17 protein-coding genes, 5 tRNA genes and 1 pseudogene are annotated in these 24,580 nt (G+C 57.0%); 12 read left to right on the forward strand and 11 right to left on the reverse strand.

The features are described from left to right. Positions 1-79 precede the first annotated feature (79 nt). Entirely contained in the window at positions 80-964 is an 885-nt protein-coding gene (locus CLAM6_RS12915) for a DMT family transporter (protein ID WP_153636319.1), read from the forward strand. A gap of 161 nt (positions 965-1,125) precedes the next feature. On the opposite strand, the gene CLAM6_RS12920 is transcribed toward CLAM6_RS12915, so the two are convergent. From CLAM6_RS12920 to CLAM6_RS12940, 5 genes are all read right to left on the reverse strand, one after another. Then, entirely contained in the window at positions 1,126-3,039 is a 1,914-nt protein-coding gene (locus tag CLAM6_RS12920) for a dihydroxyacetone kinase subunit DhaK (protein WP_153636320.1), read from the reverse strand. 313 nt (positions 3,040-3,352) lie between these two features. Beyond that, positions 3,353-4,666: a diguanylate cyclase domain-containing protein gene (locus CLAM6_RS12925; RefSeq protein WP_197738685.1), complete on the reverse strand. Its 1,314-nt coding sequence runs from the start codon at positions 4,664-4,666 to the stop codon at positions 3,353-3,355. 477 nt (positions 4,667-5,143) lie between these two features. After that, positions 5,144-5,848 (reverse strand): glutathione S-transferase, encoded by a 705-nt coding sequence (locus CLAM6_RS12930; protein WP_153636321.1) that lies wholly within the window; start codon positions 5,846-5,848, stop codon positions 5,144-5,146. A 52-nt stretch (positions 5,849-5,900) separates the two neighbouring features. Then, the gene (locus CLAM6_RS12935; RefSeq protein ID WP_306424366.1) at positions 5,901-6,188 is read right to left on the reverse strand and encodes an HlyU family transcriptional regulator; all 288 of its coding nucleotides are present in this window, start codon (positions 6,186-6,188) and stop codon (positions 5,901-5,903) included. A gap of 350 nt (positions 6,189-6,538) precedes the next feature. Beyond that, positions 6,539-7,804: an argininosuccinate synthase gene (locus CLAM6_RS12940; RefSeq protein WP_225348161.1), complete on the reverse strand. Its 1,266-nt coding sequence runs from the start codon at positions 7,802-7,804 to the stop codon at positions 6,539-6,541. Between the two features lie 267 nt (positions 7,805-8,071). Here CLAM6_RS12940 and rnt point away from each other — a divergent pair, with 267 nt between their 5' ends. After that, on the forward strand, positions 8,072-8,767 hold the full coding sequence (gene rnt / locus CLAM6_RS12945; RefSeq protein WP_054555724.1) for a ribonuclease T: 696 nt from the start codon (positions 8,072-8,074) through the stop codon (positions 8,765-8,767). A gap of 155 nt (positions 8,768-8,922) precedes the next feature. On the opposite strand, the gene grxD is transcribed toward rnt, so the two are convergent. Further along, positions 8,923-9,255, reverse strand: a complete 333-nt coding sequence (gene grxD / locus CLAM6_RS12950; RefSeq protein WP_043331357.1) for a Grx4 family monothiol glutaredoxin — start codon at positions 9,253-9,255, stop codon at positions 8,923-8,925. A gap of 316 nt (positions 9,256-9,571) precedes the next feature. Here grxD and argF point away from each other — a divergent pair, with 316 nt between their 5' ends. Beyond that, the gene (gene argF, locus CLAM6_RS12955; protein ID WP_153636322.1) at positions 9,572-10,489 is read left to right on the forward strand and encodes an ornithine carbamoyltransferase; all 918 of its coding nucleotides are present in this window, start codon (positions 9,572-9,574) and stop codon (positions 10,487-10,489) included. Between the two features lie 146 nt (positions 10,490-10,635). After that, positions 10,636-11,715: an ABC transporter ATP-binding protein gene (locus CLAM6_RS12960; RefSeq protein ID WP_054555527.1), complete on the forward strand. Its 1,080-nt coding sequence runs from the start codon at positions 10,636-10,638 to the stop codon at positions 11,713-11,715. A gap of 86 nt (positions 11,716-11,801) precedes the next feature. Here CLAM6_RS12960 and CLAM6_RS12965 read toward each other — a convergent pair whose 3' ends face one another. From CLAM6_RS12965 to CLAM6_RS12975, 3 genes are all read right to left on the reverse strand, one after another. Next, positions 11,802-12,674 carry an AraC family transcriptional regulator gene (locus tag CLAM6_RS12965; RefSeq protein WP_153636323.1) on the reverse strand — a complete coding sequence of 291 codons (873 nt, stop codon included), beginning with the start codon at positions 12,672-12,674 and terminating at the stop codon, positions 11,802-11,804. Between the two features lie 279 nt (positions 12,675-12,953). After that, positions 12,954-13,029 (reverse strand) — tRNA-Ala (locus CLAM6_RS12970). A gap of 74 nt (positions 13,030-13,103) precedes the next feature. Then, positions 13,104-13,179 (reverse strand) — tRNA-Ala (locus CLAM6_RS12975). Positions 13,180-13,197: 18 nt separating this feature from the next. Here CLAM6_RS12975 and CLAM6_RS12980 point away from each other — a divergent pair. From CLAM6_RS12980 to CLAM6_RS13010, 7 genes are all read left to right on the forward strand, one after another. Beyond that, complete coding sequence (locus CLAM6_RS12980; RefSeq protein ID WP_153636324.1) at positions 13,198-13,350, forward strand: hypothetical protein; 153 nt, start codon at positions 13,198-13,200, stop codon at positions 13,348-13,350. A 129-nt stretch (positions 13,351-13,479) separates the two neighbouring features. Beyond that, positions 13,480-14,142 carry a UvrY/SirA/GacA family response regulator transcription factor gene (gene uvrY, locus CLAM6_RS12985; RefSeq protein ID WP_043331360.1) on the forward strand — a complete coding sequence of 221 codons (663 nt, stop codon included), beginning with the start codon at positions 13,480-13,482 and terminating at the stop codon, positions 14,140-14,142. Positions 14,143-14,441: 299 nt separating this feature from the next. Further along, positions 14,442-16,475, forward strand: a complete 2,034-nt coding sequence (gene uvrC, locus CLAM6_RS12990; RefSeq protein WP_277876241.1) for an excinuclease ABC subunit UvrC — start codon at positions 14,442-14,444, stop codon at positions 16,473-16,475. A 249-nt stretch (positions 16,476-16,724) separates the two neighbouring features. After that, positions 16,725-17,273, forward strand: coding sequence for a CDP-diacylglycerol--glycerol-3-phosphate 3-phosphatidyltransferase (gene pgsA, locus CLAM6_RS12995; protein ID WP_043331361.1), 549 nt, complete (start codon positions 16,725-16,727; stop codon positions 17,271-17,273). 156 nt (positions 17,274-17,429) lie between these two features. Continuing rightward, positions 17,430-17,504: transfer RNA gene (locus tag CLAM6_RS13000), tRNA-Gly, on the forward strand. A 112-nt stretch (positions 17,505-17,616) separates the two neighbouring features. After that, positions 17,617-17,690 (forward strand) — tRNA-Cys (locus CLAM6_RS13005). 725 nt (positions 17,691-18,415) lie between these two features. Beyond that, positions 18,416-18,501: transfer RNA gene (locus CLAM6_RS13010), tRNA-Leu, on the forward strand. Between the two features lie 390 nt (positions 18,502-18,891). Here CLAM6_RS13010 and CLAM6_RS13015 read toward each other — a convergent pair. After that, positions 18,892-19,641, reverse strand: a complete 750-nt coding sequence (locus CLAM6_RS13015; RefSeq protein WP_153636325.1) for a GTA baseplate fiber-binding domain-containing protein — start codon at positions 19,639-19,641, stop codon at positions 18,892-18,894. 391 nt (positions 19,642-20,032) lie between these two features. Between CLAM6_RS13015 and CLAM6_RS13020 the strand changes: the two are divergent. Further along, positions 20,033-20,886: pseudogene (locus CLAM6_RS13020) on the forward strand (IS5 family transposase). Positions 20,887-20,899: 13 nt separating this feature from the next. On the opposite strand, the gene CLAM6_RS13025 reads toward CLAM6_RS13020, so the two are convergent. Beyond that, on the reverse strand, positions 20,900-24,514 hold the full coding sequence (locus CLAM6_RS13025; RefSeq protein ID WP_153636326.1) for a YobI family P-loop NTPase: 3,615 nt from the start codon (positions 24,512-24,514) through the stop codon (positions 20,900-20,902). Between the last annotated feature and the right edge of the window lie 66 nt (positions 24,515-24,580).

A 24,580-nucleotide genomic window follows, 5' to 3' on the forward strand; every position in this document is an offset into this window, starting at 1 on the left:
GCACAAGGTCGTGCTTCCCGTGACGCGCATGAGGGGCTAGCCTAGCGGACTGCCTTTCACACGCCACGTCGAGAACACCATGTCCGCCAGCGATGCCTTGCGTCTTGTCCTGCTGTCCACCCTGTGGGGCATGTCTTTCATCTTCATGCGCGTGGCTGCGCCGGAATTCGGCCCGACCACGCTGATACTGCTGCGCATGGGCATCGGCGCGCTGGTACTCGCCCCGCTGCTGCTGGGCGCGGGACGCCTGAGGATGCTGTGGGAGCACAAGGGCCCGCTTGCGGTGCTGGGGCTGACCAGTCAGGCGCTGCCCTTCTGCCTGCTGGCGCTGGCCACCACCCAGCTGGAGGCCGGCTTCACCTCGCTGATCAATGCCACCACGCCGTTGTTCACCGCGCTGCTGGGCATGGCGCTGTTCGCCACGCCGATCCAGAAGCAGCAGTATCTCGGCCTGGCCGTGGCCTTCAGCGGTGTCTATGTGCTGTCGAGCGATCGCCTCGATTTCCAGCTCGGCGGTGACGGCTGGTTCATCCTCGCCGCCCTCGGCGCGACCTTCTGCTACGGCTTCGCCTCCAACTTCTCGCGCCAGCACCTGAATCACCTGCCGGCGCCGGTACTGGCCGCGGGCAGCTCGCTGATGTCGTTCCTGCTGTTGCTGATTCCGGGCCTGTGGATGTGGCCGACGACCAGCGTCAGCCTGGAGGCCTGGGGCAGCGCCATCGCGCTGGCGGTACTCAGCACCAGCCTCGCCTTCCTGATCTTCTTCCGTCTGCTGGCCAGCGCCGGCGCCACCGCGACCACCTCGGTGACCTTCCTGGTACCGGTCAGCGCGCTGCTATGGGGCAACATGCTGCTCGATGAGGTGATCGATGCGCGCATCCTCACCGGCATGGGCATCACCCTGCTGGGCACCGCCATCGCCACCCGTCTGATTCGCCTGCCGACACGTCAGAAAGTCGCCTGATCGCTTGCCGCATGACGCAAAAAAGGCCCGCCCCTGAACACGAGGTTCATGGGGCGGGCCTTTTGCTTTATGGGGCTTTGGCTTTATGAGCTTTGTGCTTTGTGGGCTTGAGCGCTCAGACACCAGTCATTCGGGTCAACCAGCTCAGCCGGTCAATCACATCAGCCCGCCGCTTCCTCGGCAGCATCGGCCAGCGCTTCGAAGACACGCGCCACAGCTTCCGCACCCGGGTCGCTGTTGCCGACCAGATGGGCGGAGGGCACGTAGGCGGAGCGCCCGGCCCGCGCCTTGGTCATCTCGGCGGTGGCATCCGCGCCCTGACGGGCGGCGCGCGCCATCGCGGCCCAGTCGACCCGCCCGGCGCGTATCTCCTGCCTGCTCTCGGCCGGCGAGGCTGACTGATAACCCTGCACCGATACCTGCTTTTCAGACTGCACCGACGCTTGCAGTGCCTCCAATGCCGGCAGCAGTGCATCCAGCAGGCTGCGATCGCCGCGTGAGGCGCCACCGTAGTGCTGCATGCGGGCGACGCCGTGACTCAGGGCGTCGTGCCAGCGCTGGCCCAGCGGCGCCTGGCCATGCGCGTCCGACTGCTCCTTCCAGCGGGTGGCGGCGGCGGTGAACAGCGTCGAGAGCAGCACACCACTGGAGCCGCCCATGCCATGGGCAAGCTGCTTGCCGATGGTGGTCATCAGCTCACCGGAATCGCCACACGCCAGCTCGCAGTCTTCCAGCGCCTCGATCACCGCGCGCGCACCGTTGGCGAAGGTGCTGCCGGTATCGCCGTCACCGCTGATGGCATCGAGGCGGTCAAGGTCCGCCTCGCTGGCAAGCAGGATTTCCAGTGCCGCGCGCAGGCGTTGCTCGACCTGCGGATCGCCCGGCAGGCCGGCACGCGATTTCACGCCACGGGCGGCACGCTCCTGGCAGTCGGCCTTGGCCTGGGCACGTCTGGCATCCGAGGCCTCATCACTGGCCGTTCTGACGGCGTCCTGACTCGGCGAGAAGTGCGCCAGTGGCGTCACCGGCTGCACGCCCGGCCAGGCGACCGGCGCGCAGCTGGCGCTCAGCGCCTCTTCCAGCAGGCTATCCAGCGGCAGCAGCGTCAGCGAGAAACCGTGCATGTCCAGCGAGGTCATCAGCGGTTGCGGGCCGACCACGGCATGAATGCCCAGCGCCTGCAGCGACGGATGGGTCAGCGCTTCTTCCAGCAGCAGGCTGCGCTCCAGCGCCGAGCAACCGCCCAGATCATTGATCAGCAGCAGATGGCCACTGGCCGGCAGGTCGCCGCCGACATCCTTGCGCGAATGACCCTGCACCAGCGCCGTGACCACGGTGTCCATGACCGCATGCACGCCGTGGGTGTCCGAGTCGCTGCCAAGCTCGAGCGCCATGGCGCCCGGCTCGCCGTGAATGCCCAGCCCCAGTTCCGGTGCGCGTTGCTCACGCGGCTTGCCGGGATGGCGGCCGACATTGAAGGCCACGCCCAGGGTCGAACAGCTGTCGGCGACGCGCCGTGCGACGGCGGTGATTTCCTTGAGGCCCGCCCCGCGGGCCGCCAGCGCACCGGTGACCTTGTGCACCAGCAGCGTGCCGGCCAGCCCGCGCGGCTGCGGGTTGTCGGGCAGCGCCACATCATCGGCGACGATGACCATCTCGACCTTGAAGCCTTCCTGACGCGCCCGCTCGGCGGCCAGCCCGAAGTTGAGGCGATCCCCGGTGTAGTTCTTGACGATCAGCAAGGCCCCGGCCTCACCAGTCACTTCGCGGATCGCCGCCAGCACGGCGTCCACCGTCGGCGAGGCGAACAGCTCACCACACACGGCGGCCGTCAGCATGCCCGCGCCGACGAAGCCTGCGTGCGCGGGTTCATGCCCCGAGCCGCCACCGGATATCAGCGCGACCTGATCACGCGCCCAGTCATCGCGTACCACCAGGCGCATGCCACTGGCGGGGTCTGACAGCCGCACGCCACTGCCATCCGGGTGGCGCAGTCGTGCGCAGCCTTCCAGCGCCTCGCCGACGACCTGGCGTGGCTGATTGATGAACTGTCGGCCAGACTCGCTGCTACTCATCCTTCTCTCCTTGAGGACACTCGCCCTGCTGATAAAGGCGGCACTTGAGGCCGCCGTTCATGCCTGTCTTGTGCCACGACACTTCCCTGACGCTCGGGGGCCTCGACTCATCCTACCTTGCCGTTCCCCCAGCGTCGTTCGCGACTTTGCCGGATGCAATAGTCATATCAGAAAGTGATGGCATTCGCGCTGCAGCGTTGTGCCACGCCCATCAGTCGGGTGGCCTGAAAGACAAAAGCCCCCCGACGCCTGCGCGTGCGGGGGGCTTGGAATGTCGGGAGCCAGCGGGAAGCGGGCTCGTTTGTCATGCGAGTCACCTTTCCTCCTTGGCCCTGGCCTCGGCAGACTCGGAATCAGCAGACACGCTATCGCCACGCTCGGTATCGGCAGGCTTGGTACCGGCAGACTCAGTACCGGCAGACTCAGTACCGGCAGACCCGGTACCGGCAGAAGCTGCCTGCTGCCTCGGCGGCGACTGGGAGGCTGGCCTGGGCGCTGGCGCCTGCTGCGATAGCGGCGCGGGCCTTGATGTCGGCTCGGGCTTTGATGTCGGCGCGGGCTGTGGGTGCAGCCAGGAAGGCAGGCGACTGGCGGGGGCTTCCAGGTTCGAGGCCTGGAAATCGCCGGCCTGGTATTCGCAGGAAGAGTACTCCACCGGCGTGTGCACCCTGAAGCCGTGCTTGCCGTGGTGCTTGACCCGGTACATCGCCTGATCGGCCCGTTCCAGCGCCAGCCCGAAGCGATTGTCGGCATCGCGCCCGAAGCAGATGCCGATGCTCAGGCCGATGCGGCCGAGGCCACCGCTGATCTCGAGGGGATGCGCGAAGCGCTCCAGCCAGCGACGGGCAATATGTTCGACACGCGGCAGTGACATGCGGGGCAGCTGAAAGAGGAATTCATCGCCGCCGAAACGCGCCGAGAGATGATGGTGGATGCCCAGCCGATGCAGCTCATCGTTCAGACCATGCGCGACCAGCACCAGCACTTCGTCGCCGGCACGATGGCCGAACTGGTCATTGACCTGCTTGAAGCCGTCGAGGTCGATGAAGATCAAGGCACTGTCGTCGGCCAGCGGTCGCTGATGCCAGCTGTTGATGGCCTGGCGATTGGCAAGACCCGTCAGGGCATCGGTGCTGGCCAGCGCATTGAGGCGCGATTCGTAGTCCTTCTCATGACTGATGTCGGTATGCGTGCCCAGCAGGCGCAGGGCATTGCCGTGCTCATCGCGCTCGACCACCCGCCCGCGATCGGCGACCCAGGTGATGCTGCCGTCGCGGGCCAGCATGCGATGCACGACCTGATAGACCTCGGTGCGCCCCTCAAGGTGATCATTGAGGTTGGCGAGCACTTCGTCGCGGTCTTCCGGGTGCAGGTGCTCACGCCAGACATCGAAATGGGCGTTCAGCTCGCCGGGCTGATAGCCCAGCATGCGCCCCCAGCGATAGTTGAAGATGGTGAGCTTGCCGCTGGGCACTTCGAGTTGCCAGAGGCGCAGGCCGGTACCGTCGAGCGTCGTCGACAGTTTCTCTTCCAGCCCCGCTAGTCGGCGTTCAAGGCGAGCCTTGTCGCGTTCCATCTGCTGGAGTGCTTGTTCCAGTGATTGTTCACGCAGACTCTTGCGTGCCATGCCAGGCCCCCGGTCGACTCCTTGTCCTGCATCCTGTTTATCCATCGGCACCACGGCGGACTCCCTGCTCGCTTGCCGATGCATCGCTCACGGTCTTGTGTTCTGTCTTGTTGTTATGCCATGCCGCTCTGTCTTGACGTTCAGTATTTACGTTCAGTCTTGACACTCTGGCTTGCGGTGTTTTTCCGCCTGGCGTCCTTGGCGCTTCGCTGCCCAGCCTGGTGACTGGGCGGTTGTCACCCGACTGAGGTCAATAAGCACTAACTGTAACTTAGATACCTAAAACAGAACCTATCGATATAACGTCCAGATGTGACAGCCCGAATGCCGAAAGAATCCCGACGAAAGTCTCAATCACATCAATAGCGCAAAAATGCGCAAGCCATATGATATTTGCGCAGCGCGCCCGAGCATCAGCGCATCAGCACCTCAGAGCGCAAAAGCATCAGCGCGTCAGAGCGCAAAAGCATCAGCGCGTCAGAGCGCCAGCTCGCCACCCTTGGCCACGGCACGCTGAAAGGCTTCGCGCTGACGGATGCGGGCCAGCCATTCCTGGATATTCGGGTGATTCTTGAGCCCCTGGCGCGCATCGAGCGCCTGGATCGGGAAGCTCATCTGGATATCGGCACCGGTCAGCGAGTCGCCGGCAAGCCACTGGCGATGCTCGAGACAGGTATCCATGTAGGCGAGATGCGCCTTGATCTCCGGGCTGATGAAGCTGTCATTCACCCCCTTGGCCAGTTTGCGCGCGATCGGGCGCACCAGCCACGGCACCGGCGGCTTGTCGAGACGCGAGAACACCAGTCTGAGCATCAGCGGCAGCATCGCGGAGCCTTCGGCGAAGTGCAGCCAGAAGCGGTAGTCACGCTCGGCCTGGCTGCCGGCGGGCGGGCGCAGATGGGCAGTGCTGCCGCTGCCCTGGCCGGCGTACAGATCGATCAGGTATTCGATGATCGCACCGGACTCGGCGACCACCACCGGCTCGGCATTCTCTCCCGCCAGCGTGGTGTCGGTGATGATCGGCGCCTTGCCCAGCGGGTGAATCTCCTTCAGCGCCTTGGGCGCGCGCATGCTGTTGCTGTCGCGGGCATAGGTCTGCAGACGGTATTCAAGATTCAACTCTTCCAGCAGCCACAGGATGCGCTGCGAGCGCGAGTTTTCCAGATGGTGAACCGTGATCATGGGCGTGCTCCTGAGGGTGGGGGCAAGTGCGCAGCGGTCAGCTTCGGGGGGATCAGCGTTCGAAGATGCTGTCACCCAGGTCATCGATGGTGCGCTTCGCCTTGAGCAGGGTCAGCTCCACGGCGCCCTCTTCGCCCGGCACGGTGTCGGAGCGCTCGAAACGGTGCTCCAGCATCTCGCCGCCTTCCACCGGCTTGCGGATCACGCCCGACACCCGGTATTGACCATCGTGCTTCTGCGGCATCGCCACGATCAGATAGCCCTTGTATTCGGTGGCTTCCGGTTCCTTGACCGGCGCAGGCTCGCCTGCGGCAAACAGTTTCTTCAGCATACCCAGCATGAGACATCTTCCTTGGCCGGCCGCCATGACAGACGCCGGCGATCTACGTGCAGAAATGACAATGAAAAGGGGCTTCTGTCAGCATCGCATGCACTCACGGGGGAGAAAAGCGCTCAAAAAAGCCCCTGAGCGCCATGCGTGCCCTGGATGAGCAGCACCTCATCAGACGAAAGCGCGCCCGGCTCTGGTAGCCGACAGCGCGATTGACTCTGGCCGTCTAAAGCGCGATACGACAGCCGGATAATGTGGCACCGACAGCCGGATAGCACGACGCCGACCCCTATGGCAGCGAATGGCTGCAGCAGGGGCCGGCGTCATGGTGTTCCGAGATCAGGCTATCGGATCAGAGATTACTCGATGCCACGTCCCTTGCTGGCCGCGATACGCAGGCGCAGGGAGTTCAGCTTGATGAAGCCGGCAGCATCTTTCTGGTCGTAGGCGCCCGCATCGTCTTCGAAGGTCGCGATGGACGCATCGAACAGCGAGTCTTCGGACTGACGGCCGACGACGATCACGTTGCCCTTGTAGAGCTTGAGACGCACGACGCCGTTGACGACCTTCTGGGACTCATCGATGGCCGCCTGCAGCATGCGACGCTCCGGGCTCCACCAGTAGCCGTTGTACACCAGCTCGGCGTACTTGGGCATCATCTCGTCCTTCAGGTGGGCCGCTTCGCGGTCCAGAGTGATGGATTCGATGGCACGGTGAGCACGCATCATGATGGTGCCGCCCGGTGTTTCGTAGCAGCCACGCGACTTCATGCCGACGTAACGGTTCTCGACGATGTCGAGACGGCCGATGCCGTTGGCGCCGCCGACCTTGTTCAGGTACTCGAGCACTTCGTGAGCGGCCATTTCCTTGCCGTCGATGGCAGTGATGTCGCCCTTGGTGTAGGTCAGATCGATGTAGGTCGCGTCATTCGGCGCCTGCTCCGGGCTGACGCTCCAGCGCCACATCTCTTCTTCGCACTCGGTCCACGGGTCTTCCAGCACGCCACCTTCATAGGAGATGTGCAGAAGGTTCGCGTCCATGGAGTACGGAGACTTCTTCTTGTTCTTGGCGTAGTCGACTTCGATACCGTGCTGCTCGCAGTATTCCATCAACTTCTCGCGGGAGTTCAGGTCCCACTCACGCCACGGCGCGATGACCTGGATGCCCGGCTTCAGCGCGTAGGCGCCCAGCTCGAAACGCACCTGGTCGTTGCCCTTGCCGGTCGCGCCGTGGGAGATGGCGTCGGCGCCGGTCTCGTTGGCGATCTCGACCAGACGACGCGCGATCAGCGGACGTGCGATGGAGGTGCCCAGCAGGTACTCGCCTTCATAGATGGCGTTGGCACGGAACATCGGGAAGACGTAGTCGCGGACGAAGGTCTCGCGCAGGTCTTCGATGTAGATCTCCTTCACGCCGAGGGCTTCTGCCTTGGCACGCGCCGGCTCGACTTCCTCGCCCTGACCGAGGTCAGCTGTGAAAGTCACGACTTCACAGTTGTAGGTTTCCTGCAGCCACTTGACGATGACTGAAGTGTCCAGGCCGCCGGAGTAGGCGAGAACGACCTTTTGCACGTCGGACATGCTTGACTCCTGAGTTGATGCTTGTAGTTCCCGCGTACCACTGATGAACGCCGTGGCCGCAGGTGGGGTTGGATCGCCCGGTCCAGACGAGCGAAGGCCGCGCAAGCGCAGCCGCTCATCTACCCGAATCACGATGTGACGCCGATTATAGCGAGGCTGGCACCTCACCGATACTGCCAGGAGGGCCAGAGACACCCCGGCACGCGGCCAGCGCCGCGACGCGCCCTTTTCGCCCTGCTACAATTGGCCACCTTGAGCGTCGGCAATACGCACGACGCAGCACGAGATGCTATGACGGGATTGGAGATCTTGATGACCCAGGCGAGCGAGCGCACGCAGATGGCACAGCGCTTCCGTGGCTTTCTGCCAGTGGTGGTCGACCTCGAGACGGGTGGTTTCAATGCCGCCGGTGATGCACTGCTCGAGATCGCTGCCGTCACGCTGACCATGGACGACGATGGCAACATGGTGCCGGATGCGACCTATGCCTTCCACGTGGCCCCCTTCGAGGGCGCCAACATCGAACAGTCGGCACTGGATTTCACCGGTATCGATCTCGACAACCCGGTGCGCAAGCAGGTCGCGGTGGCCGAGAATCAGGCGCTGGGCGAGATCTTCAGCCCGGTGCGCAAGGCCATCAAGGCGCACGGCTGCACGCGTGCGGTGCTGGTCGGCCACAATGCGGCCTTCGATCAGGGCTTCCTGAACGCGGCGGTCGAGCGTTGCGGTATCAAGCGCAATCCGTTCCACCCGTTCTCGTGCTTCGATACCGCTTCGCTTGCGGGTCTGGTCTATGGCCAGACAGTGCTGGCGCGCGCCTGCCGCGCCGCCGGCATCGAGTTCGACAATGCCTCCGCCCACTCGGCGCGTTATGACACCGAACGCACCGCGGAGCTGTTCTGCGCGATGGTCAACCGCTTCAAGGACCTGGGCGGCTGGGACCTGGCGATGAAGGAACAGGGCATGAATGATGAGGTGCCGGCCTCGCTCGACGCGCCCGCGCCCTGACTGGCAGAGCTTCTGACAGCTTCTCCGGCTGACAGACTCTCCGAGAGCCAGACATGAAAACGCCCCCGCAGCCTGGCTGCGGGGGCGTTTTTCTGCTCGGCACTGCTCGGCTCAGAGCGAGCCTGATCAGAGCGACTCCTATCAGAAGATGCCGATCACTCGGCAGACGCTTCCTGAGCGGCCTGCTTGATCAGCGGCTCCAGTTCGCCGCTCTGGTACATCTCGACCACGATGTCGCAACCGCCGACCAGCTCGCCGTTGACCCACAGCTGCGGGAAGGTCGGCCAGTTGGCGTATTTCGGCAGCTCGGCGCGGATGTCCGGGTTGTCGAGAATGTTGACGAAGGCGAAACGCTCGCCGCAGGACATGACGGCCTGCACGGTCTGCGCAGAGAAACCACACTGCGGCAGCTGCGGAGTGCCCTTCATGTACAGGAGGATCGGGTTCTCGCCAATCTGCTTTTCGATCGATTCGATGGTAGTGCTCATGTGCAATCCTCGGACGGTGGGCGCAAGGCCCGTGAGTGTCATTCCCTCATTCTACTGGGGGTAAGCCATGAATTCAGCCCCCGATAGTGCCCGAGTTGTGGATTGCTGTCTGCAGCAGCGCGCATCGGCCCTGCCGCGCGCGTCATGGCCGCCCTGATAACGGCGCGAGCGTTGCACGCTCGAGCCGAGCTGGCTAGGATGGCTCTTTTGACAGGCAGCGCCATCCGGGCGCCGTGATCGTCGGCGACTTCCTTCCCTCCGACGCATGGCGCCCTTTTCGATGGTGCTGCCCGAGACCCTGACAGGAGCCCGCTCGATGGCCACCCGGCACTTTCTGACCCTGCTTGACCTTTCTCCGGAAGAACTCGACTACCTCATCAAGCGCGCCATCACCATCAAGGATGGGCTGAAGAAGGAAGGTCCGGTCTATACGCCGTTCGCCAACCGCACCCTGGCGATGATCTTCGAGAAGTCCTCCACGCGTACCCGCGTGTCCTTCGAGACGGCCATGGCGCAATTCGGTGGCCATGCGCTGTTCCTGTCGCCGCGCGACACCCAGCTGGGCCGTGGCGAGCCGATCGGCGACACCGCCCGCGTGCTCTCCGAGATGGTCGATGGCGTGATGATCCGCACCTTCGCCCACTCCGATATCGAAGCCTTCGCCGACGCCTCCAGCGTGCCGGTCATCAATGCGCTGACCGATGACTATCATCCGTGCCAGCTGCTGGCCGACGTGATGACCTGGACCGAATGTCGTGGCTCCGTGAAGGGCAAGACAGCGGTCTGGATCGGCGATGGCAACAACATGTGCCATTCCTGGATCAACGCCGCGCGTCAATTCGATTTCAATCTGCGCATCTGCTGCCCGGAAGGCTACGAGCCGGACAGCGAGATCGTCGCGGCGGCTGGCCAGCGCGTCAGCATCCATCGCGACCCGCAGCAAGCCGTGCAGGGCGCGGACCTGGTGACCACCGATGTCTGGGCCTCCATGGGCCAGGAAGAAGAGCAGCTCAAGCGTGAAGCCGACTTCGCCGGTTTCCAGGTCGATGAAGCCATGCTCGACAAGGCCGCTGACGATGTCATCTTCCTGCACTGCCTGCCGGCACACCGCGGCGAAGAGATCAGCATGGGCCTGCTGGATGACCCGCGCGCCGTCGTCTGGCAGGAAGCGGGCAATCGCCTGCACGCCCAGAAGGCACTGCTCGAGTTCCTGATGCTGGGTCGCCAGGACTGAGCCTCAAGGCTGAGCCGCCGCCCAGCAAGCCGAAGGGGTGCCCTGCCGCCGCCTGCATCCACGCAGGCGGCGCTCGCGTATGCTCAAGCGAGACGGACACTCCCCTGCTCCGCTGCCTTCATCGCCATCCGGACTGACCTGCCATCATGCAACCGCTCCTTCAGATCGATTCGCTGGAATGTCGCTACGACACTACCGTCGTGACCCGTGACATCAATTTCTCCCTCAACAAGGGTGACATTGCCTGCCTGCTCGGCCCCTCCGGCTGCGGCAAGACCACGCTGCTGCGCGCGATTGCCGGCTTCGAACCGGTAGCGATGGGCGAGATTCGTCTCGAAGGCGAGGTGCTGTCCAGCGCGACTCATCTGACTGCGCCGGAGCAGCGCCATGTCGGCATGGTCTTTCAGGATTACGCGCTGTTCCCCCACCTGAGCGTGGCGGACAACGTGGCCTTCGGCGTGCGCCGCATGACCCGTGAAGCGCGCAATGACAAGGTGACGGAGCTGCTGACGCTGGTCGGCCTCGCCCATCTCGGCGAGCGCTTCCCGCATGAGCTGTCCGGTGGCCAGCAGCAGCGCGTGGCCCTGGCCCGCGCGCTGGCGCCGGAGCCGCGCATTCTGCTGCTCGATGAGCCGTTCTCGAATCTGGACGTGGAGCTGCGTCGTCAGCTGAGTCAGGAGGTGCGGCGGATTCTCAAGCACCTTGGCATCAGCGCGGTGCTGGTCACGCATGATCAGAATGAGGCCTTCGCGATGGCCGACCAGATCGGCGTGATCCACGGCGGTCATCTGCAGCAGTGGGACACGCCGTTCAATCTGTATCACGAACCCGCCACGCGCTTCGTCGCCAACTTCATCGGCCAGGGCTATTTCATCCCCGGCACGCTGAAGGACAACGAATGCGTGAGCACGGAGCTGGGCGTGATTCGCGGCAACCGTGCCTATCCGTATGCGCCCGGCACGCCGGTGGATGTGCTGCTGCGCCCGGATGACCTGGTGCTGGCCGAAGGGGATTCGGAAGCCACCGATCTCAAGGCACGCGTGCTCAGCGCGACCTTCGCCGGTACCAGTACCCTCTATAGGCTGGCGCTGCCTTCCGGACGGGAAGTCGAGGCGGCCTTCAACAGCCATCACGACTATCAGCCCGGCGAGCAGGTCATGCTGCGTATCCAGGCCGATCACCTGATCCTCTTCGAGCGTGTCGAGGAGAGTGAAGCGGTGCTCTAGCGCCTGCGCGCAGGATGATCGCCAGCCATGAAAAAACGGCCTCCTTTCGGATGGCCGTTTTTTCTTGCCCCGCTGGTGGCGTGTCGCTATTTGAACTGACTCCATTGCTTGGGCGACTGCCCGTACAGACGCTTGAATTCGCGACTGAATTGCGAGGAGCTCACATAGCCCACGGCCATGGCCGCCTCGCTGACGGTCTTGCCATTGGCGATCTGCATGGCGGCGGTATTGAGGCGCATGGACTTCACGAACTGGATCGGCGACATCGTGGTCGCCTGCTTGAACTTGCGGTGGAAGACGGCGCGACTCATGCCGACCCGCCCGGCCATGTCTTCAATGCTGACCGGCTCATCCAGTCGGCTGGACAGGTAATCGATTGTCCGCGCGATCTCATTGCCCACACCGAAGGCACGTCGCGCCGACTCACCGGCCTCGCCCTTCAGGACGGCGTAGTAAAGCTCCCGCAGCCGCCCTTCTCCCAGTATCGCCGCATCGGCGGGGCTCTGCGCCACCTGCAGCAGCCGCAACAAGGCATCGCTGAAGGCGGCGTCCCAATGCGCCAGGGCAAGCCCGGGCGGCAGCGGGCCGCGGGCCGACTTGCGCACGAGGCCCGCGGCGCTTTCCATCTCGATGGCAAGCTCCGTCATTACCCGCGTGTCCAGCGAGAGGTAGACGCCCAGCAGCGGTGTCTCTGGCGAGGCCGTGGGGGCGCCCGCCTCGACCGGCATCGAGATGGGACAGCACAGATACTGACGGCTGTCATAGACATGCCGCTCGCCGTCCAGTATCGCCTCCTTGGCACCGCTGACGATCACCACCACGGCGGGTTCATAGATGGCCGGCGCGCAACGCACGGGCTCCGTCATGCGAAAGAGCTGCACGCCCTTCACTGCGGTCTCTCGAATGCCTTCCTCGTGGGCGAGACTCGCCACGAGTCGTGTGATCTCTTGTCTGCTCATGTCGCCAATCTAGCGCCATGCCTGCCTCTCATCAACAACTTGAGACGATCAGGCAACGAATGCAGGTAATTTCAGCCGATCTCGAGTCTGAGTGAGATTTATCGTCCATTTCTGTCAGTATTGGCAGACTCGGGCGCCGCCGGCTATATATGTGAAGCAGACAGGGTCGAGCTGCAAACAGGGGCATGCTGACAGGGGCGAGCTGCAGAAAGGAACGAGCTGAAAGCCGGGCACAAAAAAAGCGGCCACCCCGAAGGATGACCGCTTTTTCAATAATTCTGGTGGAGCCTAGCGGGATCGAACCGCTGACCTCAACACTGCCAGTGTTGCGCTCTCCCAGCTGAGCTAAGGCCCCGAATCAGACTGTCATTTCGCATGTCACTTGCAGGCAAGAGGCACATGAAATCTGGACAGGCTTGTCGTGAATCATGGTGGAGCCTAGCGGGATCGAACCGCTGACCTCAACACTGCCAGTGTTGCGCTCTCCCAGCTGAGCTAAGGCCCCGTCTTCACGATGGAGCGCATGTTACAGAGCGACGAATACGTCGTCAACCTCTTATTTTTGCTGCGCTTTGTGGAGCGCGCGAAGTCTGAGGATCACATCGCGGAGCACGGTTTCCCGCAGGGGCTCGCTCACGGACTCACGGCCGACGACAAGGAGCAGGAATCACGCTAGCACTATATCAGTAGTGGTTATCCTGAACGCGACGCACTGGATGACAGGGCATCGACAAGCCCTTGTCCAATGGGTACATTGGATCCCGCATTCACTTCACTGCTTATTGACATCTTTACTGGAGCCGCCTTGATCAAGGTTCTTGTCGCTGACGACCACCACCTGGTGCGTACCAGCATCGTCCGTACCATTGAGCTAGAGGATGGGCTCAAGGTGATTGCAGAAGCCTCGGATGGCGAAACCGCGATCAAACTCTGCCGTGAGCACAGCCCGGATATCGTGCTCATGGACATTCGCATGCCCGGCGTCGATGGCCTGGAAGCCACACAGAAGATCGTGCGCAGCCTGCCCGACGTCAGAGTCATCGTGCTGACCGCCTATCTGGAAGAGTCCTTCGCCAAACGCCTGCTGGAAGCGGGAGCCTTCGGCTTCATCTCCAAGGGCACGCCCTTTGACGAGATGATTCGCGCCATCCATCAGGTGGCCGCTGGCGAGCGCTATCTGTCCCCGGAAATCGCCCAGCGCCTGGTGTTCTCGGGCATGGACACCCAGCGCAGCAATCCCTTCGATCAGCTGTCGAGCCGAGAACTGCAGGTGGCGACGATGATCGTCAATTGCCATCGCGTCAGCGAGATCTCGGACCGCCTGCACCTGAGCCCGAAGACGGTCAACACCTACCGCTATCGCATCTTCGACAAGCTTGGCGTGACCAGCGACGTGGAGATGACGCATCTGGCCATGCGTCACCAATTGCTGGATGACTACGTGCTGGACCGTCCTGACGAGGCCTGAGCAAGCACACCTTGCTCGCCCGTCACACACTGCAGGCCCGCGCTGCTCGTAACACTCCCGAGCAGCGCCGACAACGCCTCATACAACAACGCCACCTTCCCCGGGTGGCGTTGTTGTATGAGGCGTTTCTGTCTGGAACGTTCATGCATGAGGCGTTTCTGTCTGAGATGTTCGTGAATGGCACGCCCTCACAGACGCGGCCATGACAGCAGGCATTGCAGCATGGCCCTGTTGCCCCCATGCCTGCGAGCAATCGCCCTTGTTTGATAGACTCGAGGCATCTCTGGACGAGGAACCTCATGGCCAAGCAGCACACTGATCCCACGATGACGGACACCACTTCTCAGTCGCCCGAGAATGAGGAGCCGGCAGGCACCGCCAGCCAGCCTGATGCCCAACCTACGTCCTCAGCGAGCGCGCAGGCTGACAGCCGCGCACGCAGCGACGCCGCGCGTGTCTCCAGCCGCCTGATCACCAGTGACGCGAGCAGTGATCTGCTGCAGGGCAGCGAGGCGACTGGCTTCGATGCCCGCCATTTCCTCAAGCATGTCAGCGACGCGCCCGGTATCTATCGCATGCTGGATAGCGCCGGTGACGTGCTGTACGTGGGCAAGGCCAAGCGCCTCAAGGCGCGCCTCTCCAGCTATTTTCGCAATACCGGCCTGAATGCCAAGACCCAGGCGCTGGTCGGGCGCATCGCCGATGTGCAGGTCACCATCACGCGCAGCGAGACCGAGGCCCTGCTGCTGGAGCAGACCCTGATCAAGGAGCTGCGCCCGCCCTACAACATCCTGCTGCGTGACGACAAATCCTACCCTTACGTCTTCATCAGCCAGCATCACGACTATCCGGCGCTGGAGTTCAAGCGCGTGCGCCACAAGCGCAATGACGGACGCTATTTCGGCCCCTACCCGAGCAGCGTTGCGGTACGCGAATCACTGACCCTGATGCAGAAGATCTTCCGCCTGCGCAATTGCGAGGATTCGGTGTTCGCCCACCGCGATCGCCCGTGCCTGCAATATCAGATCAACCGCTGCACCGCGCCGTGTGTCGACTACATCAGCAAGCAGGATTATCGCCGCGACATGGAACATGCGGTGATGTGCCTGAACGGCCAGAGCGACAAGGTCACCGACGAGCTCAGCCAGGCGATGGAAGACGCGGCCATGAGGCTGGAATTCGAGGAAGCGGCCCGCCTGCGTGATCAGGTCGCCCAGCTGCGCCGCATGCAGGAGAAGCAATACGTCGACACCGGCACCGGCAACGCCGACATCCTGGCGCTGGCCGAGCGCCCCGGCGGGCTCTGCATCAGCGTGGTCTCGGTCCGTCAGGGTCGCATGCTCGGCGCACGCCACTTCTCGCCGGGCAATGGTCTGGACCTGACCAGCAGCGAGCTGCTGACCAGCTTCGTCAGCCAGTACTATCTCGGCCAGGACAGGGAGATGCCCGATGAGGTGCTGACCTCGCTGGCCCTCGATGACGCCAACCTGCTGGAAGGCGCCTTGAGCGAGAAGGCCGAGCGGCGGGTACGGGTCGCGCATCAGGTGCGCGGCCATCGCGCCCAGTGGCTGACATTGGCGCAGACCAACGCCGAGCAACATCTGGCCACCCAGCTGGCCAGCCGCCAGCAGCTGTCCAACCGCTTCCTGTCGCTGCGCGATGCGCTGGGACTCGATGAGGTACCCAAGCGCCTGGAATGCTTCGATATTTCCCACAGTCATGGCGAGGCGACCGTGGCCAGCTGCGTGGTCTTCGATCATGACGGGCCGATCAAGTCGGATTACCGGCGCTTCAATATCGAAGGCGTGACGGCCGGCGATGACTACGCCGCCATGCAACAGGCACTGACGCGGCGCTTCAAGCGCCTGCAGGAAGGCGAAGGCAAGCGCCCGGACATCCTGCTGGTCGATGGCGGCAAGGGGCAGCTCAACATGGCGCGCGGGGTGTTCGAGTCACTCGGCGTGACCGATATCATCCTGCTCGGGGTAGCCAAGGGCACCACGCGCAAGGCAGGGCTCGAGACGCTGTTCATCGAGACGGTGCACGACACCCTGGACCTCGACAGCCACTCACCGGCGCTGCACTTGATCCAGCATGTGCGCGATGAATCGCACCGCTTCGCCATCGCCGGTCACCGCGCCAAGCGTGACAAGGCGCGGCGCACCTCAAGCCTGGAGGGCATCGCGGGAGTCGGCCCCAAGCGGCGCCGCGAGCTACTCAAGTTCTTCGGCGGCCTGCAGGGGGTGAAACAGGCCTCCAAGCCGGAACTGGCGCGCGTGCCCGGCATCAGCGAATCGCTCGCCGAGCTGATCCATCAGGCGCTGCATGGCTGATCCACCAGGCGCTGCATGGCTGCCCCCGTGCACGACATGGCTGCCTCTGGCACCATCGACTCAACGCTCAAGGAAGAGTGACAGAGCGTTGGCTTGAATAACCTGCCGTTTGGCATGGCTGAATGCGCCGCCGGCAGGCTAGAATAGACGACTTGTGCGGCGCCAATCGATCGGCTTTCTTCAGGGTCTCGACTCGCCCTCGATTGCGCCCAGCCACCTACGCTTCATGCAAGGACTCGTGCCGTCACGATGAGCATCCCCAATATCCTGACTCTGATCCGCATCCTGTTCATTCCGCTGCTGGTGGTATGTTTCTATCTGCCTTATGCATGGAGCCTGCCGTTGACGGCGCTGCTCTTCGCACTGGCCGCCATCACCGACTGGTTCGATGGCTATCTGGCCCGCCTGTGGAATCAGACCACGCCCTTCGGCGCCTTCCTGGACCCCGTCGCCGACAAGCTGATGGTCGCGGTGGCACTGGGCCTGCTGATCGAACGCTACGACAGCCTGTGGATGACCATCCCGAGCCTGGTCATCATCGGTCGCGAGATCGTCATCTCGGCGCTGCGTGAGTGGATGGCCGAGATCGGCAAGCGCGGCAGCGTCGCGGTGTCCTGGGTCGGCAAGCTGAAGACGGCTGCCCAGATGCTGGCCCTGTTCATGCTGCTGTTCTTCGCTCCGGGCAGTGTCGGGGGGGATGCCGGCCTGGCCCTGCTGTATATCTCGGCAGCGCTGACGCTGTGGTCGATGATCAGCTATCTGCGTGCCGCCTGGCCGGAACTGGTGCGCTCGGTCTGACACCCCGTTCAGCCACGAGACGCTGCGAATGCCTCAACGCCCACCGCCCCTGTGGCCGGTGGGCGTTTTCGTTTCCAGTGACCTGACTCGCGAGACAATTTTTCATTAACTGTTTGACAGCATGGGAATTATCCGTATAATTCGACCTCGAGTTCAGCGGGAATAGCTCAGTGGTAGAGCACAACCTTGCCAAGGTTGGGGTCGCGAGTTCGAATCTCGTTTCCCGCTCCAGTAACACAGGTAGCGCAACATTCACCTGATTTACTGACTCATGTATCTGCAGCAGCATCAGTGGATACTCCTCGGATCAGACATCAGTTTCGACTGACATCTCGATCATTGAGGCTGGATGGCAGAGTGGTCATGCAGCGGACTGCAACTCCGTGTACGCCGGTTCGATTCCGACTCCAGCCTCCATTTCAGATACCGAAACATCCCCTGTTTCCCTCTGGAATGGATTTGACACCCACCCCCTTCGGGTCGTCACACTTCCCTTACTTGTTTCGATTTACATTGCTGCAACCCTGACGCTTTTTCGCTTGGTTATCGTCTGATCTACGCCTTGCCAAGCCATTGCCTTGCCACATCATTTCTCTGTTTTCATCTGTCCGTGATTCTGACAGTGTTCCGGCACCCGTCAGCGACTTCCCCTGTGCGCCTTCGCGCTTGCTACTGACTATCTGTTGCCCCGCCCCTCTCCACCGCGCGCCTTTTCGCGTCGCTTGCCGCGATCATGCCGGGTGAAAAGCGCTCTGCTTTCCCTCCTCAATGTCAGCGCTCACGATAACCACAGACCGTCGCAATTTCATTGCATAACAGTCAGTTAAATCACGCATTCAGTAGAGTGTCATCGCCATTAAAGTTGACCTTGATCTGAAATATGATAAGTTATGCGCCAGTCTGCGCGGCCATGGTGGAATCGGTAGACACCGGAGACTTAAAAATTCCCATCATCAGAAGCACCCTCGCCAGAAACACCACACAAAATTCTTCAGAATCAGTAGCTTATCAGCGCATAGCCCCAAAAACGAAAAAGGCGTCGCCACAGTTGAGCGACGATCTGGCAACAGATACTTATCCATTTTATTAAATATCGTGCCACTTGACCTTATCGGGTATTCTGATAAAGTGTGCGCCACCTAGCGGGTATGGCGGAATTGGTAGACGCAGAAGACTTAAAATTTTCCGGTCCTTGACCGTGTCGGTTCGAGTCCGACTACCCGCACCAAGACATAGAAAAGCCCCGTCAACTGCACGGGGCTTTTTGCTATCAGAGGGTCAGGCAGCCAGATCGACCACTGCACTTTGCAGTGCTATAGGCGCTACTCGTTTCATTAGTACCTCTGACCATCACCCTTACCTTCATCCCTATGGTATCTGTAGCGAAGGTGTGACTGGATGACTTTACTGATAGGTCTTCAAGGTAAGTGCCCTCCTCATCGATCAGAGTTACCTGGACGTGCTCATTTTCAGCCTTGGCATCTAATTTCTCGCTAGGCCTGATCGCGGAGTACTCATTGCGTCTCCTGTTGAATGACACTGTTACTAGCCCGTCACTGCCCCGCTTAGCAGTCACCTGTGATGGAACGTTATGCAGGCTGTACCTATCTTGGTAGGTCTACTCATATTCGTCAGCAACCGCGAAGTCCAAGGTCTCTGTGACCGACTCAGGGAGAAGCTTAAAATGCATTTTTGTAGGGTCCTGTGGTGCCTTGATCATCCCAAGCTCTGCCTCTAGGAAGATGACCCTGGAGCCCTTATCGTGAGGCTTAGCTGTGGTGTCGAGCAACCCACGCCAAACACCAGATAGCGTGTAGCTACCATCCACAGTCTCCATAGCCACTTCTTCGAACGCTATGAACTCCTGAAGCTCGTTGGCGCTGTTGTAGATCAAGGCTATGTTGTGCCCCTCCCTGATCTCAGAAATTGTTGCTGGGGCCAGGTCAGGATCTCCAGAAACAACCTTGATTGGGATCTCATCGCTAGACCCAGTCAGATCTGAATCGAGCACGATGTTGTCACTGAAGGATGAGATGCTGCTGCTGTTCCCTAGGACATAGCTCTCTTCACCTACCCTTTTGGTGATGTAGTAGCCGAAGTACGCTCCTGGTTCGCTGTTGGCGCTTATGGCAATGCGAGTACCAGCATTCGAAGGAACCTCAAAAATAGATACGTTCAGGGCATTCTTGGGCATCACAGTCTCGTTCTTCCATTCTGTTCCACCCAGGGGGGTGTAGAGCGACAGGGAGAGCCCAAAAACGTCTTGAGCCACATCGAGCGTGATCCTGTTGCTGGTAAGGCTCCCTAGGTCCATGCTCGTGACACGGAAAGCTACTGGATACTTGAATATCTCTGGCGCATTGACCATGACAGGGTCACCAATGTTCAGGTCGATAGCGTCTCTGTTGCACTCAAGCTTGGCAGAGGCACCATTTATTCTAATTCAAAGCACAGCAAGGCCCCCAGTGGATATATCATAGCGGTTAAAAAACGTCTTTATTGAATATCTACAATCTTTTTTTTAATACTTTGATATTTCCATTCACGTCATCATGTTCCTTAGATAATTCAAGTTAACGAGAATAATTATCAATACCATTCATGGAGTTTATGACATTCTTTCTTTAATATAAATGTGCATAAACTCCGAAGATGAAAACTATTCTCATTTAAGCAAGGGAGGTAGAACGAGCTGCTAGGTTTTGTACGAAAAGTCATTTTTGCTAATGTGATCCATGCATATCCAGCATAGGTGCGGTATGACAGAACGCTACGAAATCTCAGATAGCCAATGGCAGTTGATCGAAGACATTGTGTCATCGGCCCAATCGATAGGCAGGCCCAGGAAAGACGATAGACAAATGCTGAACGGCATCTTTTAGGCTCTATACTCTGGCGCCAAGTGGCGCGACCTTCCCGAACGTTATGGCCCTTGGAGCACTCTCTACGCCAGGTTCCGCCAATGGCGTGATGACGGTACCTTTGAGGCAGTCTTGTCGCGCCTTCAACTTCGGCTTCGCGAAGATGGTCTAATAGATCTCGAGACCTGGATGATCGACTCAACCGCCGTTCGTGCAACACGGGCCTCCGCTGGTGGAGGTAAAAAGGAGGAGCTAAAGTACCCTTAGATCATGCATTGGGCCGGAGTCGTGGCGGCATCACAACCAAAATCCATTTGATCTGTGATCGCCTTGGCTAGCCCACCGCCTTCACGCTGTCGGCGGGGCAAGAATCGGATACGCAGTACTTCATGCCCACCCTGGAAAAGGTTCATCTACCGGGAAGTCTTGGTCGGCCACGAAAACGTTGCCGCTACATCGTGGCAGACAAGGGCTATGACAGTGACGAGTTGCACCGTTACTACGACCGTCTACGAATCAAGCCGGTCATCGCTCAACGAAAGATGAAGCGGAAACCCCGGCCAGATCTCCCACGCGGTTTCGATAAACCCATGTACCATCAGCGAAATATCGTGGAGCGCTCTTACAGTTGACTGAAAGAGTTCCGTCGTATTGCGACGCGATATGAGAAGTTGGCCCGTAGCTTTTATACGATGGTATGCGTAGCTTGCATACGGTACTGTCTACGAGCCGACTTTTCATACAGAACCTAAGAGAATATTTAATTTAAGACCTTTTTCTACGTAGATTAATTTTAATAGTATCAGCTGGATTGTTCTCCTCCTTCCACGAAGAAATGATATTTCGTAATTTCAACCATTTAACCAACTCTAAATTCTCAACTGACATAGGAAGCCTATGTGTTCTTAGATTAGTCATTAAATCTGAATACGGAGTTGGCAGGCTCCTTAAGAAATCGATAATTTCATCGGTATGAATCATAGCATGACACTTGTTTAAAATTTGTATTTGAGATTTTGTTGATTCGGACTCATTTAATATTTTTATCAAGATATCGCCATCGAAATTTAAAATAGACATATCTGCATCGCTAATAATTTCCTCAATAACTTTAGTTCGTTCAGATGAATCTAAAAAATTGTCTAAATCGATATCTTCGATCAGCTTCAATTTAAAAGAAACATCAATCTCGGCAACTAAAAGTGTCTCTAAAACCTTATCGTCTATATTAATACTGTCTGTATTATCAAGATATTCTTTTATGTACTGTTGGATTAATAATGCCTGTATCTCTATTGTTTCAAGTGAATCAAATACACTTTGATTTAGCTCCAACTTTTTTTCTCTTATCAGAATTTTGATTTTATCCTGACTGCATTCTTTGGGCACTTGAGAAAATTTTCTAGGAAGGATGTGAATATATTCGCTATAAGCCTCGTTTGATAAACTAGTTGCTTCAAAGATAAATTCTCTCAAAACATATGAATCTAGGTCAGCGGGTATCTTATTGTTAATGATACTTTGTCGATTGTCATTATTTTCAAGATATGAGGTCAAAGTATCTTTATCAAAGTTACTGTAGGTTAGATAAGAAAAACAGTTGTCCCACTTTGCTTCTATTAAGCTAAGCTTGAAGAGGATTGTGTAAAACTCTTCAGGAATTTCTTTTAAGCTTGATAGCTTAACTGTTTGACGCCCCAAGAATGTATAAAGTGCATCCTGATTTAAATTATCTTTGTTTATTATTGAGATTATACTTGAAGTATGCTCGTAAGCATTTCCTTCCAACTCATTAAGTATGTCGCACAAGTAATTGTTAAAGTTTTTTTCAACCCGACTTATCAATACATCATTTCCTGTGGAAAGTATAGACGTATAGTTTCTCTCATAAAAATCTTTAATATCTGGTTTGCCTAGTATATTCACATAGATATATTCCAAGTTAGAAATTGTAAGTCTAAATAGACCTTTGTTGAACATGGATTTTACTATGTCATGGTTATTGCTAATTTCAGTTAAATCTTTAACCTCAAAGTTAAGACATGACAGTCGATTTGGATCTAGTTCAGGTTGCTGCTCGAGAATTTCAACTAAGTTCTCAGAAACAAATTCTGATAAAACTAAGTAGTCTTCAGCTAATTCTTCAAGTAGCTTTAAGGGTAAGTTAGCTATAAAGTTAGCAATATGGGATATGCTGTTCTGGCTAGCAACAGCAGTCGTAATTACTCCCTTCGACTCATTAACTATACCCGAGATAAGGCTGACCATACCTTGGCCATTAATATAATATTCTTCAAGGAATTCCTCACAATCTGTAAATCTTGAAGAAATTAATTTAAATAGGCTCGCTATTTGACTTCTATAGTAATGTTCATCGCTCAAAAGCGTATCTACGATTTTAATATTTAAAACATATTTCTGAGTAAAATCATTTTCCCGCATTGCTGCTATAACTTCTTTGGGATTATCGATAGCAAAATCCGGTGCCGGTGTAGAGAAAGCACGTATTTGAATTAAGAATTTATTATCATTTGGAGATAAACGGCCCGAATGGAAAAGAGATGTGTATTGATAATATGTATCATCAAGATGACCTTCTAGAATTAGAAATCGTGCTAACTCTCCATTTTTTCCAAAGCATCTAAAAATTTCGGATAGATCGTCAGTGTATAGCTGCAATAATTCATGCAGTTTTGATGTTCGAAGCGTTGATATTCTTGATTTGAGCTCTCGTACTCGGGTTGAGTCTCTAGCTCTCTTGTCTTCCGACTTCATTTCTATTTCTTTTTTCCGATCCTGATAGCTTTTCTTAGCATCAACTCCCTTCTGTACATCTTTGATATCTATAGTTATGCGAGCATTATTGCTATTTATTCTACAATTAAGATTTGTGGTTTCAATTATTTTCTCAAAGTTATCATTTGTAGAAAGTTTTTTAAGAGGTATTGGTGTGCCATTAGTTAAGAGAATATGAGTAGCGTTATCCGGGATCTTTTCTATAATAGCCATAGCGTATATTTGTCTTAACTCTTGTAAATCGCTAGGGACCTGGCTTTCACTTTCTTCTATTTGCTTTTCATATATTGATATTTCATCTCTACATTCAGCTTTAACTTGCTGAACAAGTTGATCTTGAAAAGCTAGTATACTAGCGAGCGCCCCTTTCCCACGATGTAGTTCCTCGAAATCTCTCGGATAGACATTCTTATATATTAATACTGCAAGCAGTTTGTTGTCGTCGAGTATTTTCTCTCCGTCGGTTTGTAAGTTAGCTGAGTATATCTCATATTCGTTAAATATATTCTGAATCAGCCTCAAATCATTTAGATAGCGTGATACTTCTCTTAGAAACTCAGGGTCAAGCTGCTCGCTGACCCCGAGTCTATTACCCTGCTGTAATACCATGTCAATTGAGTTGTTAGTATTAATTATCGGTATAACTGGTATTATAAACTCGAAAAACTTAGTTCGATCAGTATTGATGAATATATCGTCTCGTAAGGCATATAAAAATCTAATTGTACGCTTAACTCCTGCGTTATTGTTTACGAGACTATTAATTTCTCTTAACGTTACAAATATGTCAGAGTCTTCGAATCTATCTATATCCTCTATTACGACAAGATCATACCTAGTTTTTTGAAAGAAATAAATAATTTCGTCTAGATGAAGATTCAATATAGATGCTTGATCATCGTTGGCGGGCTTAATTTCTACGTCTTTAAGGGAGATGCTTTTAAGAGAAAGGCCAAAGCTAGCTATATAAAATTGATGAAGTACTATCCAGACAAATATAATCGTGTAAGGGAAGATTGCTAGATTGTAAATATTATCTATAGAAAATGGTTTAAAAAAAGATCCATCCATAATAACTTGGCTTTGGTTGAATAAGTACACTCCACCCGCAATCCCAGATAAAATATATAGAGTTTTAAATTTTGCCGAAAATCCAGGCGATTGAATTCTTTTGAATCTTGATAAAGGAAGTTTCTTTGCATCTGCGCCGTACAGCATCTGTTGAAGAATACTCCTCTCAATATCTTGCCGTTTCACTTTAACTTCTGATTCCAGTTCTGGTATGAATGCAGCTAGAGAAATATGAAGTGCAGGTCGTCTATATTTTCTTAAAAATGATTTAATAATACTGCTCTTTCCAGATCCATATGGGCCTGTTAATGCAATATTTAGCACTCTTGAATTTTTCGTTGCATATAGCAGCGCATTAGAATAAACTCCATCTTGATCTGCTTTATCAGTTGGCGCAAGATCTACGTATTTAGTATCTACAGTATCTGGTTTTATTCTACTCTCTAGCCATTCATCAAGTTGCTCAAGCCATTTAGAAATATGACGTACTATTGAAATTATTCTTTCTATCATAGGATTATCCTTATCCTCTTAGTAAAGAACTACCAACCAGTAATGTTGGTTCTGGAAGATTTGCTT

Source organism: Cobetia sp. AM6 (genome assembly GCF_009617955.1).
In the GTDB taxonomy this organism is placed as follows: domain Bacteria; phylum Pseudomonadota; class Gammaproteobacteria; order Pseudomonadales; family Halomonadaceae; genus Cobetia; species Cobetia amphilecti.